The sequence below is a fragment of the Pseudobacter ginsenosidimutans genome, from assembly GCF_007970185.1.
GTDB classification, from domain to species: domain Bacteria; phylum Bacteroidota; class Bacteroidia; order Chitinophagales; family Chitinophagaceae; genus Pseudobacter; species Pseudobacter ginsenosidimutans.
The window spans coordinates 6,516,363-6,532,148 of sequence record NZ_CP042431.1 but is presented as its reverse complement, the minus strand read 5'-3'; the positions used below and the strand labels follow the sequence as shown (position 1 = coordinate 6,532,148).

11 protein-coding genes are annotated in these 15,786 nt (G+C 47.8%); 4 read left to right on the top strand and 7 right to left on the bottom strand.

Annotation, left to right across the window (positions count from 1 at the left end; genetic code table 11):
* Positions 1-115 precede the first annotated feature (115 nt).
* Genes FSB84_RS25565 through FSB84_RS25555 form a run of 3 tightly spaced genes read left to right on the top strand, consistent with a single transcriptional unit; the run spans position 116 to position 4,574 of the window.
* Complete coding sequence (locus FSB84_RS25565; protein WP_130540677.1) at positions 116-1,960, top strand: sensor histidine kinase; 1,845 nt, start codon at positions 116-118, stop codon at positions 1,958-1,960.
* A complete protein-coding gene (locus FSB84_RS25560) occupies positions 1,957-2,619 on the top strand; it encodes a response regulator (RefSeq protein ID WP_130540676.1) in 663 nt (220 codons plus the stop codon). The genes FSB84_RS25565 and FSB84_RS25560 overlap by 4 nt, the downstream gene beginning before the upstream one ends.
* Before the next feature lie 26 nt (positions 2,620-2,645).
* Entirely contained in the window at positions 2,646-4,574 is a 1,929-nt protein-coding gene (locus FSB84_RS25555; protein WP_130540675.1) for a menaquinone biosynthesis decarboxylase, read from the top strand.
* A gap of 8 nt (positions 4,575-4,582) precedes the next feature.
* On the opposite strand, the gene FSB84_RS25550 is transcribed toward FSB84_RS25555, so the two are convergent.
* The 7 genes from FSB84_RS25550 to chrA form a co-directional block, all read right to left on the bottom strand.
* A complete protein-coding gene (locus tag FSB84_RS25550; RefSeq protein ID WP_130540674.1) occupies positions 4,583-6,559 on the bottom strand; it encodes a DUF3857 domain-containing protein in 1,977 nt (658 codons plus the stop codon).
* A gap of 38 nt (positions 6,560-6,597) precedes the next feature.
* On the bottom strand, positions 6,598-8,511 hold the full coding sequence (locus tag FSB84_RS25545; RefSeq protein ID WP_130540673.1) for a DUF3857 domain-containing protein: 1,914 nt from the start codon (positions 8,509-8,511) through the stop codon (positions 6,598-6,600).
* 7 nt (positions 8,512-8,518) lie between these two features.
* A complete protein-coding gene (locus tag FSB84_RS25540) occupies positions 8,519-10,438 on the bottom strand; it encodes a DUF3857 domain-containing protein (RefSeq protein WP_130540672.1) in 1,920 nt (639 codons plus the stop codon).
* 130 nt (positions 10,439-10,568) lie between these two features.
* Positions 10,569-11,084 carry a hypothetical protein gene (locus FSB84_RS25535; RefSeq protein ID WP_130540671.1) on the bottom strand — a complete coding sequence of 172 codons (516 nt, stop codon included), beginning with the start codon at positions 11,082-11,084 and terminating at the stop codon, positions 10,569-10,571.
* Between the two features lie 8 nt (positions 11,085-11,092).
* Entirely contained in the window at positions 11,093-12,121 is a 1,029-nt protein-coding gene (locus FSB84_RS25530) for a glycosyltransferase family protein (RefSeq protein WP_130540670.1), read from the bottom strand.
* 29 nt (positions 12,122-12,150) lie between these two features.
* Positions 12,151-13,515, bottom strand: coding sequence for an oligosaccharide flippase family protein (locus FSB84_RS25525; protein WP_130540669.1), 1,365 nt, complete (start codon positions 13,513-13,515; stop codon positions 12,151-12,153).
* A 191-nt stretch (positions 13,516-13,706) separates the two neighbouring features.
* The gene (chrA, locus tag FSB84_RS25520) at positions 13,707-14,681 is read right to left on the bottom strand and encodes a chromate efflux transporter (protein WP_225980120.1); all 975 of its coding nucleotides are present in this window, start codon (positions 14,679-14,681) and stop codon (positions 13,707-13,709) included.
* Between the two features lie 160 nt (positions 14,682-14,841).
* On the opposite strand from chrA, the gene FSB84_RS25515 reads away from it, so the two are divergent.
* The gene (locus FSB84_RS25515) at positions 14,842-15,744 is read left to right on the top strand and encodes an SAM hydrolase/SAM-dependent halogenase family protein (RefSeq protein ID WP_130540667.1); all 903 of its coding nucleotides are present in this window, start codon (positions 14,842-14,844) and stop codon (positions 15,742-15,744) included.
* Positions 15,745-15,786 lie beyond the last annotated feature (42 nt).

Here is a 15,786-nt window from a genome sequence, read left to right as displayed (position 1 = left end):
TGTTCAGGTATGGCCCAAATTCCTTAAATTGCCATACGCATCATCTTACTGTACTGGTCCAGGCTCTGGTAATAGGCATTAAACCTTTTTTACCATACTTACCAATTAGGAACCTATGAGATCATGGCTCCCTGTGACTCTTTTTCTAACTGCATTGCTTTGCCTGCATGGTTCAGCTTCCGCCAGCGATAAGGACAGTCTTCAAATATTCTTCCGCCGTATACTGCTTCAAAACCAGCAACAAAAACTTCCGGATTCCAGCTACATCAAAAAAATGGATTCAACTGTTTTCCATTGCTTCGACAGAACTGATTTTCCACAACTGCTGGAACAATACCGGCATATCGTTTTCAAAGACACAGCATTCAGGGAAAGACGGATCATCTATTTTCAATACCGGGGAATTCATAGTGTTAACAACAATAGTACCGGGCAGAGTATTTTCTGGTTCGGCAAGATGGCCGAAGAGGCCAAAGCCCAGCACAACACTCCGCGCGAACTGGCCGCCAACCGCGCCATCATCACCATATTTATCGATAACGAAGATTATGAAAAATGCTACCAGCGTTTTGATTCCATTGCCCCGCTGCTCAAAGCCCAGGCCGACTCCGCTATCCTGGGAAAGTCCAAAGGGATCATGATCGAGAATGTCTGCGGCATTCTCGGCGCCATGACCAGTCTTTTTTATGAACGAAAAAAATACACGCAGGCATCGGAAGCCGAAGCGCTGCTCCATCGTGTAATGGAAGCAGTGAACAGTGCACCTGAGAAATATGAGCCCTTCCTCAGTAAGATACGGATCTCCGCTACTGAAGCGGCTTTTGCCAAAGCACGCTATGGACAGAAAGATTCACGGCTGGCAGACTCGGCCTTCAATAAGACCCTTTACTGGATACGTTCCTCCATCACCATGAGTAAAGCCATGAAGCCATTCTTCGAGTATGATGCTTACAAATCGGCGATCGAATATTTCATGGAAGCAGGAAGAACAGACAGCGCTTCAAAATACCTGGCCCTGCTGGATCAGATGGACCTGCCCATCATCCGCGCACGCAAGCAACAGTTCTATCACGAACAGATGGCCCTGCTGCTGCGGAGCAAAGGAAAACTCGCAGAAGCCTATGCGCACAACCGCCTGGCCCTGTCTCTGAAAGACAGTGTACTCAAGGCAACCCTCACAGACAGGGATAACAACGTGTACGCACAAACGCAAATGGAATACAGCCGCGCTTTACTGAACGAGGCGGAGGATGCCCGAGATAAAGCGGAACAGAAGAATATCTATCTCATCCTGCTGATCATTTCCAAGCTGGTTCTATTTACAGTGCTGTTCTTCTGGCTCAGGCAAAGGCAACGAAACAAATTCCTGAATGCCAAACTGCGGATGGCACGCAATATCCATGATGAGATCGGACCTCAGCTTCTCTACATCAAACTGCTGGCGAGAAAGGAAAAAGAAAGCGTGGCGGCCGCTTCGCCGCACCTGGTGCAGATGGAAGGGGCAATCGGCACAGTAATGGAAACTGTGCGGGGCTTATCGCACGACCTCAAATCAGATCTGGAGCTATCCACCACGCAATTGTATGAAGATGTACGCGGACTGCTTGAAAAAACGCAAGCGCTTACTGGTATCAGTTACCAGTTCTATTTCAATAAGAAAGATAAACCCCTGAATTATTTTCAATACCAGCACCTGCGCAATATTCTTTCGGAGCTGGTGAACAATACATTGAAACATGCAGAATGGAGCCGTATTGACGCCATGCTGCAGGTGCTGTCTCGCAGGATCAGGATCGTGTATACGGATAACGGACAGGGCTTCGAGCCGGCCTATGAGCAAAAGAACGGTATCGGCCTGGCCAATATCCGGGAGCGGGTAGACAAGCTTAGAGGCGAACTGAGCCTGCGCAACAATTATCCGGAAGGTTATACTATCGAAATAAATATCCCATTTTCATGAAACCACCTTATCAATCAGTACTGGTGATAGATGATCACAAAATGATCATCAACGGCATCAGGGTAACCATCGAACATCTCTTCGAACAATTCCACGAAGCGTATTCCGGCGAGTCGGGTGTTGAACAGGCAGTGAAGCACCAGCCACAACTGGTGATCGTGGATTTCCGCCTGCCGGACATCGAAGGGAATATGGTAGTGAAAGAGGTCAGATACAAATGCCCGCAAAGCCGTATACTGGCCTATAGTTTCAACTTCGACGAGAATGCAGTGAACAAGATGTTCTCCGTGGGCGTAAATGGCTATGTGCTCAAAAACGAGGATGAAGGCGAATTCCTCAAAGCCATCGAAACCATCATGCTGGGCAGGGATTATTATTGCCGCGAAGCCCGCAACCATATCATCAACCGGATCTCTTTCCAGGACGATAATACGCGGCACCTGATCCAGGATATGGAGTTCACCAGCAAGGAAGTGGAGATCATCCGGCTGATCTGCTACCAGAAAACGGCCAGGGAGATCAGTGACCAGGTCTATCTCTCCGAGCGCACCGTGGAGCAGTACCGGAGTAATATCAATAAACGGATCGGGGCCCGCAACCTGGTGGGAGTGATAAAATTCGCCCTGAAAAACGGCCTCATCAGGATCGAAGAGTTGTAGTAACTTGCGGGCCATAATCTGGAACCATGGCATTCAGCAATCAGCAGCAATTCATCAGCGAACTGGAAAAGGCAGGGGAACTGATCCGCATCAAAACCTATGTGGACCCCAAACTGGAGATAGCAGAGATCACAGACAGGATCAGCAAAGAGCCCGGTGGCGGCAAGGCCCTTCTGTTTGAAAATACCGGCTACGATTTTCCCGTGCTGATGAATGCCTATGGAAGCGAACGCCGCATGTGCCTGGCGCTGGGAGTGGAGAAGCTGGACGATATCGCCGCAGACATTGAACATCTTTTCAAACTCCTCACAGGACCTAAAGAAAGCCTGCTTGACAAGCTCCGTCTTCTTCCCAAACTCAGTGAATTTGCCAGCTGGATGCCCAAAGTGAAAAAGGGCAGGGGCGCCTGCCAGGAAGTGGTGATGGCTACGCCTGATATTTCCAAACTACCGGTTATCACCTGCTGGCCCAATGATGGCGGCCCATTTGTAACTCTTCCTGTGATCCATACCAGGGATCCCAATACCAATATCCGCAATGTAGGCATGTACCGCATGCAGGTATTCGGACCCACGCTCACCGGCATGCACTGGCATCGCCATAAAGTGAGTGCAAGACATTTCAACGAATACAAGAAGCTCAATAAGAAAATGCCTGTGGCAGTAGCGCTGGGTGGTGATCCCGCATATGCATACTCTGCCACTGCCCCTTTGCCTGATAACGTTGATGAATACATGCTCGCCGGTTTCCTTCGCAAGAAAAAAGTGGAACTGGTGAAATGCATCACCCAACCGGAAATTGAAGTGCCTGCTGATGCAGACTTCATCATTGAAGGATATGTTGATCCCAATGATGAACTGATCTGGGAAGGACCTTTCGGCGATCATACCGGTTATTATTCGCTGCCCGACTGGTATCCGAAATTCCATATCACGGCCATCACGCATAAGAAGAACCCTGTGTATCCCGCTACCATCGTGGGTATTCCGCCACAGGAAGATGCATGGCTCGGAAAAGCGACAGAACGCATTTTCCTGGCACCCATCAAAATGACCATGGTGCCTGAGATCGTGGATATGGACATGCCTGTGGAAGGCGTTTTCCATAACCTGGTGATCACGAAGATCCAGAAGGATTATCCCGGACAGGGACAGAAAGTGATGAATGCCATGTGGGGGGCAGGACAAATGATGTTCAACAAGATCCTGGTGCTCACTTCCAATAATGATTTTCCCATCACCGATTACAAGAAACTTGCGCAGGATGTATTCCTGAGGCTGAACCCTGCCACAGACCTGAGCTTTACGCAGGGACCGATGGATGTGCTGGATCATAGCTGCAGCAAACTCGGCTTCGGTGGCAAGATGTGCATCGATGGTACTTACAAATACGAGGAAGAGATCGATACGAAATATACCTACACCACTGAACGTATATACGTTGACGTTGATAAGATAAGAACTTCATTCCCGGAGATCGCCGGCATGAACACCAGCCTGCTGAAGATCGATATTCCCTGCCTGATAGTTAGTGTGAAGAAGAACAGGAAGGGCCATGTGAAGGAACTGCACCAACAGCTCTGCGCCAACAAATCCCTGCAGGATATCAAAATGATCCTCTACGTGGAACATACTGTGGATGCGAATGATCTGCCTGTAGCGCTCTGGCGATTCTGCAATAATCTCGATCCCAAAAGAGATCATGTACTCGCGGAACAGCCGGCAATTGCAGAACCCGGTACAACCTGGGCCTGCATGGGCCTCGACGGTACACTGAAAACCGCTGAGCTGGATGATTTCCACCGCGACTGGCCAAATATCATCGTAGCGGCAGACGAGACCATCGCGGCTGTAGACAAAAAATGGAATGAACTTGGCATCGGCAAATTCATTCCATCTCCATCTCTAAAATACAAAGACCAGGTATATGGTCAGGAGGCTGTTGCCAAATCCTGACCAGCTGATCATGCTTTCTTTTTGAATACGAATTGCTCGCTCAGTTTATCGAAGAGGAGCTTGTAGAATTCTTTGAATTCCGGATACTCCTGCACGTCATAGTAAGGGCGCTTGAATTCGAGTATGATCCTGTATCCTGCGGTATTTCCTTTCACTTCTATGAAGCGTCGGAAAACGATGCTGGTATCAGGCATGATCATACCGATATTCTTAGGAGGCGTTTCAAATTCGTAGCCTTCCGGAATACTTATATTCCCTGTGAAAATATAATGCTGATTATAACCGAAATCGATATTCGTCTGGCGCGTATCCGCCGTGAATGGATTCTTGCTGAGCCCGGCGAACAGATTGGGCGAGAAGAACCTGTATTCGCCGGAAGAATTTACCGGCAATGAGAACTTCAGGCGCTGGTTCAGCGGCAGCGAATCTTCCGACTCTTTATCGTTCTCTACAATGAGGTCTGTTACTTTCACCTGGTCATCGCTGAAGAATTTTGCAGTGAATTTTTCCTTTCCTTCCCTGTAGGTCCTCATCCTGGATACGCGTCCGTAATCGAAAGAACTAACCTGGCAATCGCCGGTGAGCAGACCTTCTTCATCGATCTTGCCATTCACGGTAATGAAGTGCCGTAAAGTGTTCCTGCTTGTCCAGAGCTGAATGAATTGTCCGCTTTCGCCATCCAGCATATAGGCTTCCGTTCCCAGCACATCTTCGGGGATGAGATAGGGGGTATTGGCTTTATCCGAGGCGTCCAGCACATAGTTGTTATCTCCGATGAAAACCAGTACCAGCACATTGTTGAACTGCTCCATGAAAGGGTAGGTGGCGTTCACCTGTCCATGGTCCCTGGTGCTGGCCAGTACGGGTTTGGCGTCGAAGCCTGCATCTCGGAGGAGATTGAGCAGGATGAGATTGATATCTCCGGAAGAGCCCGCCTTCTTCGCATAGCTTTCTTTCACGCTGGTGCAATAGAAATCATTATGTCCGTCCCATGCCATGCTCTTTTGAACATGATAGAAGATGGCGCTCATCTTCTCGAAAGGCGTATTTGCTTTGGCTGTGATGGCATTCATGGCGTCATTTTTCAACAGGTTCTTTTTGATCTGCTGACCAAATGATGGATGTTCCATCAGGTTCTTCGTCAGGCCTGCCCAGGTATTGGTAAGGTTTTGAGGAAGCTGGTTGGGGAACTGCACGGTAGACAACTGGAAGTTCACACGCTGGAGATAATCCCTTACTGCGCCCATATATGGTTCATCTTTCAGGGCTGGCACATTCTTCATTTTATAGAAATATTCATGTGCATTATACTGGATATTCTCCCTGTCGTATGTGATGCTCTGGCGAAACTCATCCCTTTTCTGTTCAACGGGATGGCTCAAATGTGAATTAGTGGTGAATTTGAAATATTCGGGTATAGTAACCCGGTAGACGCTCACTTTTGTGGGGATCCTGTCCTGAAAGATCCAGGGCTCGATATTGGTAACGCTTTCGCGGATGATGGTATAGCGGTATTCGAGGATACTCTCGCCCACTTTTACATCGGGGAAAGTGAATTTGAGTGCAGAAACATTCGAGTTTACCTTTTCCCTGTACATTGATTTTTTGTCCACTTTTGTTTCCCTGATCTTTCCGGTTGGGTCAAGGTTGTAAGTGACGGCATCCACATCCAGCAGTTTTTCATAGTTGTCGTCCGAATAATAATGGAGTTTGATGGTGGCGCGGTCGATGCCTTTGTCTTTGAAGATCTTGAGCCTTACCCTTTTCTCGATCTTCATGGCAAAGATCCAGTGACTGCCGCGTTGGAATTCGATCTCGCCGGTTTCCAGCATGATCATGGCTTCTGCATCTTTATCAAATTCGCAGGCTTTGAGTTCCAGATCGGCTTTGTCTATTTTTCCAAAACCGGGGAGGTCTTTGTCTTTCTGCGCATGCAATACCAATACCGGCCAGCAGGCGAAAGCCAGAAGCAATAACTTTTTCATGAGGTTCTGTTTGTTTTAAGAGTACAGGGCTGGTACACTTATTCACCGATGATCACCAGTCTGGCGCCATCGGTCTTGTTTACCGACTGAAAGAAATCAGCCAGTGCACGGTATTCCTTTGCAGGAATAATATGTTTTTTCAGGTTAAGTTGTGAGATGATGGTGATGCCGTTACCAGTGGCGTTCCTGATCACTTCTTTGCGATAGTAACCATACTGTGTGTCCAGTTCTTTCACGGGCGGCAATCCTTCAACGGTGAATCCGTCCGGCAGCAGGTAAACAGTGGTATCGGTTTTTTCGTAGGGGAACTCGAAGATGAAATCTTTGGTGCGGTTACTGTCCGGCTTGATGTCTTCATCGCAGATATTGTACATGCGCGGGCGGAAGAAGAACTTATTGCCGGCTTTGAAATCATAAACCTGGTCGTACGTGAAATTGATCCTGAAATTCTTATTGCCTGTTGCGGACAGTTCTTCGAATTTGAAATCTTCCGGCGATTTGTATTCGAGATACTGCACCAGGAATCTTTTCAGTTCTTCCCTTTCCAGTTGCTGGGCATAATGGAAATGCTCATAGAAATTGCCGGAGCAGGTGATATTGGCGGTCATTTCTGCCTCACCTTCCTTGTTCACTTTTATTTCAGAACTGGTGATGAGTTTGTTCTGGCTGCTTTTGCTTTTTGGAGTGGCCACCAATTTTCCACCTTCCGGCAGGAGCAGCAGGGCGTAACGGTTTTCAGTGAAGGAGCCCAGGTCATTCATATCCCGTGTATTGCTGGTGCATTCGAGCCAGACTGTGTCCTGCTGCAAGGGTACGCAGAGGATCACGTGATTGAAGCGGTTGGCGGTAAAGTTTGGATCAACCGGAGGATTATTGTATTCGGCATTGATCAGGGCCGGCCAGGAATTGATGTCCACCGCTTTCAGCATGTAGCGCATGTAATTGGTAAGGGCCTTGCAGTCTCCATACTTCTTGTCGTCCACAAAGGATACGGCAAAGGGCTTGAAGCCGCCGATACCCAGCTGGATACTCACATAACGGTTGTTCTTTTGCAAATGCCTGTAAAGAATTTTGATCTTTTCACGCGGATCAGTAACCGAAGCTACCAGGTTTTTGATCTCGTTGAGGCGTGTTGCGGTAAAAGGAGCGGGGTCATCGTATAAAGGCCATGCCCATTGCCCGAACTCTTTCCAGGTATTGGAGCTGCCTTTCGTGCCATCATACTCAAATTTCGCCGGGGCTATCTGGATATGGGGATAATTCACATAGGAATTCCAGCTTCCTCTTTCTGAACGAATGGCTTTAAGGTTCTGCGCCTTCCATTGATAAAGGATGGCGTCCGCAGTTTTGGTTACTTCCGGTTTAAGCTGGGTATTGCCTGTTTTGAAATGTATGTCGAGATCCTTCGGCACCTTGATTTGGTAAATATAATTTTCTACTGAGCGGTTGGGCGACTGTATCACTGATGCAGGTAGCCCTATATAGCCTGTCACCTTTTTCGTATAGATAACCTCGATAGTACAGGGATAATCAGCGGAAGGAACATAGAGCCTCATCATTTTATCGTCTGTATGAAGGCTCATATAATCGTTGTAGGCACTGGTTTCGAAGTCCTTCTTTTTGAACTTCTTTATTTCCATGCCCAGCGAGTTGAATAGTTTTACTTCGATATCGTCGATCTTATTGAACTTGTCGAACCAGTAGGATTGATGCAGGAATCCTGCTGCATCCTTGTTCAGCAGGGTAATGATCTGGTGGCTGGTGAGATTGTAACGGGAAGGCGAAAAGACCTCGATGGATTCTTCATCGAGACGGAAAACCGCGTCTGCGCCTTTTTTGAGACTATCAGGAATAGTGAGCGCAGAATAACGCACCAGGTCTGCGGGTGTTTGAGCGGATGTTCCGGTAGCAGTGGCAACAAATAGAAATGCTGCTGCAATCATTTTCTTCATAGTGGTATTACTGGTTTTTTTCTTTTAAGATGACCTGTTCATTCAGCATATTCGTCATCTTCTTAAAGAATTCTTTCAGGGTGCTGTATTCGCCGGAATCGAATACGCTTCTGTTGAATTCTATCCTGAACAATACGTTCAGTTTGTTATTCGTAAAAGTAATATATCTGGCGCAACTGATGCTATTGTCTGGTGTGATCAGCCTGGTATCTTTTGGCAGGCTTTCAGGTATCCAACCTTCCGGCAGCGACACCAGTTCCAATATCTCCTGATGCTGCAGGTACCCATAATTCACATCTGTGAACCGGATATCTGAAATAAAAGGATTGGCATGCAGGCCGGAGAACATGTTGAGATTCAGCAAACGGTATTCGCCGCTGGCGTTGATAGGGAGCTGGTAACTGAATCTCTGTTCCAGCGCCAGGGAATCATTGTCTGTATTCCTGACTTCGAAACTGTCTGTTTTGATACCGGGATGCTCATCGGTGAAATATTCGGATAGCAGGAAGTCTTTACTTTTTTGCAGTGCCTGTTTTCTTGCAAGCCTCGCATAATCGTAACTCCTGGCTATAACCTGTCCATTGATCATTCCATCTTCAGAAACGGAAGCGGTCAATATGATCTTATTCCTGTTTTTCTTTTGCGTTTCTTCCAGATCTATAATGCCGCCTTTCTTCCTGTCTACGATATAGGCTTTTGTATTCACCACATCCGGCGGATACATATCCGGCGGAGTATAGATGCCGGCTGCATCCAGTACATATTTTTTATCGTTGATCACCACCCGGGCCAGTACTTTATTGAACTGGTCAAGGAATGGATAACCTTCTCTTACTTTGCCGTGATCACGTTCGCTGACCAGCAGGGGATACACTTCCAGGCCGGCTTCTTTCAGCAGGTTGATGAGCAGGAGGTTCACTTCCGCGCTGTTACCCACCTTATTCTTCCAGGCATCTTTCACACCTTCCTGTACATAAAGCGTACTGGCCCCTTTGCTGAAAATATTCTTATGAACGTATTGATAGATGAGGCACATCTTTTCATAAGGATCTGTAAACGTTTTGGCCTTGTTCAGCAAATCATCTGCTCCCACATTGCGGTTGAGTTGTCCGCCAAAGCTTGGATTGTTCAATAGTTCTTTGCTCAATTCAGCCCAGGTGGTCATATAACGGGTACGCCCACCGAAACTGCCGGCATAACCCGAGAGCTGGAATTCCACTTTCTGGAGGTAATCATTTTTCGCATCCATGAAAGGTTCATCCCGCAACCCTGCGATATCCTTCATTTCAAAATAGGTGGAACCATTGCTTTTATCGTTCTTGACAACGATGGGCAGTGAAGGCGACTTGCTCACTTTATAAGCGAACTCGTAATTGGGAAGGATCACCAGGTCATAGCTGCTGAGCATGGTGGGTAATTCTGTCTGGAAATACCAGTCGCGAAGTCCATTATAATTTTTAGAGATCCTGCCGTATTCGTATTCGATGATACTTCCCACGCGAACGCCGGGCAGTGCGAATTTCTTTTCGGACCATTTATCGTTCACTTTGCTATCGAATATCGCGGAGCTGGCCAGTTCTTTTCTTTCTTCACCGCCATTGGCATTTACGTTCACCACAACTGCCCGGATATCGAAGAGACTTTCAAAAGCTTCTTTGGAATAATAATAGATGCTCACATCTGCGTGCCGGATCCCTTTTGGTTTCAGGATCTTCATCCTGATCCTTCTTTTGGTGATCAGGTTATGATCTTCGTTGTGAGTGGATTCTGCTTTATCAAAAATGATCACGGCTTCAGCTTCGGGATCGAATTCGCAAACAGTGATTGCTTTTTCAGCCGCCAGGAATTGCCCGAATTCAGGAACCTTCGTCTGACCTTTTGCATTTGGGACAAATGCAAGAAGCAAGATAGGAAGCACAAATCTCATAAGATGGTCTTTTAGGTGTTTGGGTCAGGGCTGGTGACCGCGAGCTTAGGGGTTAATTACGCAAGTATAATAAAAAAAATGTGAGGGGTCAACACAGAGTAGCCCTGGATTGACATGGATCACTGTTTTTTTATTTTTTTAGGGATTTCAGCAACTTCCTGGCCCGCGATTGGAAGGCCGGGGTTTCCTGATCCCACCTGTTTTCAATGATCGTGATCAATTCCGGAGCGATCTCGGGGTAATCCTTTACGAGGTTCTGAAGAATGGAGAGTGAAAATGCTTTTACCGCTGCCGCTGCATTGGGATCGGCAATGAAATCGAAACATATGTTCATCACTGTTCCCTGGTATTTTTCGGGGATAGTAACGTATTGCAAAGTACGAACGATATTGCGCGTAACAGCATTATGCGTGCCGGGCTCCTGAAGCTTACGGAGGAGTTGGGCATACCAGGGTTTTATCAGTACCGGGTATGCCTCCACGCAGCAGCTCAGTGGCCAGGCAGCCCTTTGCGTTACGCGGTATTCTCCTTTGAGGAACAATTTCATGAGCCGGGCAAAGCGTTCCCTGTCATTGCCGATATAAGCGGTAATGCGCATGCATTGGGCTTTGGAATGTTCTGCCAGTATGCTTTGTTCCAGGTCCACGGAAAGTTTTAACTATTGGCGAAGTCCAGTAATTTCTTTTTAAGTTTTGCGCGTTGTTTGGCTGGGATCACACCTTTGAGCCAGAGCTTCATACGACCGCTGAAGCTGCTTTTCATTTTCTGTGTTACATGATTGTTGTGCAGTTCCACATAATAGCAGCTGTAAGGATTGGTTTGAAGATAACCTTCATCCAGTACCAGCTGGCGGTATGCCATGAAGAGCTCCTTGTTCAGCGGAAGATCGGCATCGGTATACCTGTTCTGTTGTTTATGGAAGAGCAGGCCCTGCTTGATGCCCACACTGCTGAAATGGTAGATGCTGAGCGGGTATTGCTGATTGATGAACCAGTTGTTATTGTTTTTGCTCAATGTTCTTTCCTGGAGGTTCCAGTAAGCCACATTATAGCCTGGATGTTTGATCACGAAAACAGATTCAAAGAATACGGGAACCAGGTTCACCCATTTCTGGTCTACGAACAATCCGCTGGGGAAATCGAAATAACAGAAATGGCGCAAACGTTCCGCCCACCAGTCGAGGAATGCCGTTGTATTGGGTCCCTGGCGCAGGGAGAGGAAGCCGAGATTGAAAGTGCCGGTGGAGAGATAAGAGATCTCCGTTGGATGTTTTCCATCCAGTTCCATGGGATGGAGGATATGTGGCGTGAGCAGGATCTCATAAGCCTTGTGGCCGTCTTCCAGTTCCTGGAGCTTGCGGTAGATGAGCATGTCCGGATCCAGGAATGTGATGTATTCCGCATCCGGGTATTGTTTGAAAAGATGCTGAAAATAGAAAGGTTTGAGTGCAGTATTGAATTCCGCGATGCTGTATTTGATGGCAATCTCTTCCAGGTCCGGGATGCCGATCTGATCACAGGGGAGGATGGTAACATCTTTGTACCATTCAGCCAGGCGGTCATCCATTTTGTCTACCAGTCCGATGATGAAATGATAATCGTTGCCTGTTGCGGCGAGTGATTTGGCCAGCGCGCGGGCGAGGGAAAGGTAGTTGTTGGAACAGATTGTAAAAGCGATCTTCATACGTCTAAGTTATAAATATTTGAATGGCTTTATGCCACTGGTTGTCTGATCAGTTTTTTCCGGAAAGCCCAGATGTCTTTATAGCTCTGTAAAGTGTAGCGGATGATATTCCTGCCTTCGAGCTGAATTTGTTTTTTCAATACAAAGTACATGATACTGCCGCCGATGATGCTGTTGAGCACGGTGGCATAGGCGGCGCCGATGCCATCCCATTTCAGGAGGCAGAGCCAGGTGGTCACCAGGGCTATCACCATCATCACGGCGCTTGTCCAGAAGTTCACCACAGGTTTTCCGATGGCATCTAACGTTGATCCATACTGGTAGCCGATGGGTTTTACGAGGCTCATGAAAATTGTGATCTGCAATATGGGAATGGCGTCGTAATAATTGGGGCCGGCAATGATGAAGATGATGAATTTCGGAAACAGGAAAATGAAAATACAGATAGGGATGATCACAGCCAGGATGGTGCCCACCATTCTCTCGAAATAGTATTTCACTTTTCCGATGCCATGTTCTTCCAGGCTTTCCACGTTCTTGGGAAAGAGTACATCAGCTGCGGCCAGTGAAGGCACATCGATCATATTGTTGATACGCGCCACGGTATTGTAATAGCTCACATATTGTTTGCCGCTGAGCGGACTCAGCGTATTGGCCGTGATGAAATGATCGAAGCTGCGGGTAACATTGGAGCAGAGATTGGTGCCGAAAATGTATTTCCCGAAGTGGAACATTCTTACGATAATGCTTTTATCGTAATGGAATTTTTTCATCATGAACTGCTTTGCCGAATTGAACAGCATGATGGTGCCTGCCAGCAACGATACCAGTTGCATGATCATCAGGTTCATCAGTGTGAAATGTTCTTTGGCAAAAAAGAAGAGAATGAGGATGCCGATGAAGAAACTTCCCTGTCTTACGAAATATGCCCAGAAAATCTGCTGAAAATGATAACGCGCCTGCAGTAGTATTTCGAAGTGATTGAATGGCACCAGCAATATGATAAAGGCCGCGCTCCAGTGGAGCAGGGGAATGAGATCGGGTGATTTGAGCAGGTTGCTGATCAGTCCGCTGCCGGCCACCAGTCCGATGAGGGTGAGGGCTGAAAAGAGGAGATTGATCACCATGGAAGAGGATTGTACTTCCGCTTTACGGTTGGCATATTCTGATAATCCCAGGAATTTGATGGTAGGGTTGCGCAGCAGCCCCTGTTTAACGGTCTCGAAGAGCGAGAGTATGGTGAGGTACAATGCCCAGATGGCCATCGATCCGTTGGCAGAAAGTCCCCTGGCCAGCACCATATAGGCTACTGCACCGAAAAAGAACAGCGAAAACCGCTGAAGCAGGGTATAAAAGATGGAATGCAGCCAAAAGGATGATTTCAACAGTTTCAAGACATGTGCTTTGGGGCGTTATTGGTTTTTGCGCTGGTTTGCTACCGGATAACGGTCAAAATCATAAATTATTGGATGAGAGGATATGGGAGCGGATATGGGATGTGGTTGGTAAGTACGCCCGATTTGTAATTGTGATTTCTGGTGCAATATTACACAAATTATGGGAAGATGAAAGCCGGCGGCCAAAGTTATACAGGAAGATAACCTTCCCGCCTCAGACCCGGTACAGCAGATAACCGCTGACAGCCCCGCCCAGTATGATCCAGGCTGTATTGAGCTTCTTGAAACGCCAGGTGATGGCAAAACCGGCAATGGCTATCAGGATCGTTTTCCATTCCGTTATTGAACTTTTCCCCCAGTTCAACGCATACGGCCAGGATGATGGCCACAGACACGATATTCACCGTATCCAGGAAAGCAGACATCAGGGCGGATCTTCTCAGGACCGGGATCAACGGATGGAGAAAAGCCACAAAAATAAAGGAGGGGAGGAAGATGCCTGCAGTTGCTGCTATTGCGCCTTTCCATCCGCTTATTTGCCAGCCGATAAAAGTGGCCGATGAAAAAACGGGACCGGGGGTGAACTGTCCAACTGCAATCGCATCTGTGAGTTGCTGTTTGCTGATCAGACCGCGTGTAACGAGTTCGGCATCCAGAAAAGCAAAAAGCGCATATCCGCTACCGTAAAGGATGGAGCCGATCTTCAGGAAAGACCAGAACAAATGCCAGTTATGTGCAGTTGCCTGCACATGCAACAATACAACCGGAAAGAAATTATGGATTTGTTGTTTTCTTTTTTTCAGGAGATGAAGTAATATACCTGCCATACCTGAGAGGTAAAGTACAAGGATCTCATTGGCGCCGGCCAGTGTAAGGATTGCTGCCAGCGATCCTATGATCCCAAGCTCCATGTTTTTGAGAGATTTCTTCCCCAGCGAGATCATCAGGGCTACCACCACAGCGAGGATGGCCGGTTTGATACCATACAGGAAGGGTTCCACCTGCGGCAATTGACCGTATCGCTGGTATGCATAAGCGAAAATAGCGGTGATCAGTACAGCGGGAACAATAAAACAAAGGCCCGCAACGATCAATCCTTTCCATCCCGCGCGCAGGTAACCGCAGTGCATGGTCATTTCTGTGGAATTCGGACCTGGGACCAGGTTGGTTTTTCATCACGGGTTGTGTTGATCTGCACTGTGCATTACAAAAACAAATATCAGCGATTATTCATTACTCCCGCATGAATTCGATGGTATACTGTTGTATCTCCCGGTTCTGAAACTGGTCTTATTTGATTAATTTGAAGCCTCAAACAGATCTATGCGGACCAGCTATCATTCCTTCCTGCTCGGAGTAATCGTTGTTCTTATTTGTTCCTGCGCTCAAAAAAAGCGGCCGGCACTTGTATTCCAATCCGATTTCGGTTTGAAAGACGGTGCGGTCAGCGCCATGAAAGGAGTGGCTCTCGGTGTATCGCCCGATCTCGGCCTGTACGACCTCACCCATGAGATCCCTGCCTACAATATTTGGGAAGCGGCTTACCGCCTCGAACAAACGGCGAACTACTGGCCTTCGGGCACCGTATTCGTATCCGTGGTGGATCCCGGCGTTGGCACCAGCCGGAAATCAGTGGTGATGCGTTCCCGGAGCGGTCATTATTTCGTAACGCCCGACAATGGCACGCTCACCCTTGTTGCGAGATCCCTGGGCATCAGCGAAGTCCGTGAAATAGACGAAGCCATTAACCGCCGTCAACAATCCGGTCAATCCTATACATTCCATGGCCGCGATGTGTACGCCTACACCGGTGCGCGTCTCGCAGCAGGCATCATCCGATTCGACGAAGTTGGAAAGCGGTTGCCCGATTCCGTTATAAGCATTCCATTTCAGCCAGCCATCAAAAATGCCGATACGCTCTCCGGCATGATCCCCGTCCTTGACGTGCAATACGGCAATATCTGGACGAATATCCCTGACAGTCTCCTCAACGCCATCTCCATCCATCCCGGCGACTCGCTGCTGGTCCGCATCTTCCACCATGACAGCACTGTCTTCCACCAGCGAATCCCATTCGTCCACACCTTTGGCGATGTTCCCGAAGGTCAGCCTATGGCATATCTCAATAGTCTCCTTCAATTCTCGGTAGCCATCAACATGGGCAACTTTGCAGCACATTATCGTATGCAGAGCGGACCGGGTTGGAATGTGAAACTTTCCCGATAGTTTGGACTTGGGGCCGTGAAGTGATAGGCAGGTCAGGTTGTG

Excerpts from the sequence above, each read along its gene's own strand:
- FSB84_RS25565 (WP_130540677.1), top strand. The coding sequence starts at position 116 with ATGAGATCATGGCTCCCTGTGACTCTTTTTCTAACTGCATTGCTTTGC.
- FSB84_RS25560 (WP_130540676.1), top strand. The coding sequence starts at position 1,957 with ATGAAACCACCTTATCAATCAGTACTGGTGATAGATGATCACAAAATG.
- FSB84_RS25555 (WP_130540675.1), top strand. The coding sequence starts at position 2,646 with ATGGCATTCAGCAATCAGCAGCAATTCATCAGCGAACTGGAAAAGGCA.
- FSB84_RS25550 (WP_130540674.1), bottom strand. The coding sequence starts at position 6,559 with ATGAAAAAGTTATTGCTTCTGGCTTTCGCCTGCTGGCCGGTATTGGTA.
- FSB84_RS25545 (WP_130540673.1), bottom strand. The coding sequence starts at position 8,511 with ATGAAGAAAATGATTGCAGCAGCATTTCTATTTGTTGCCACTGCTACC.
- FSB84_RS25540 (WP_130540672.1), bottom strand. The coding sequence starts at position 10,438 with ATGAGATTTGTGCTTCCTATCTTGCTTCTTGCATTTGTCCCAAATGCA.
- FSB84_RS25530 (WP_130540670.1), bottom strand. The coding sequence starts at position 12,121 with ATGAAGATCGCTTTTACAATCTGTTCCAACAACTACCTTTCCCTCGCC.
- FSB84_RS25515 (WP_130540667.1), top strand. The coding sequence starts at position 14,842 with ATGCGGACCAGCTATCATTCCTTCCTGCTCGGAGTAATCGTTGTTCTT.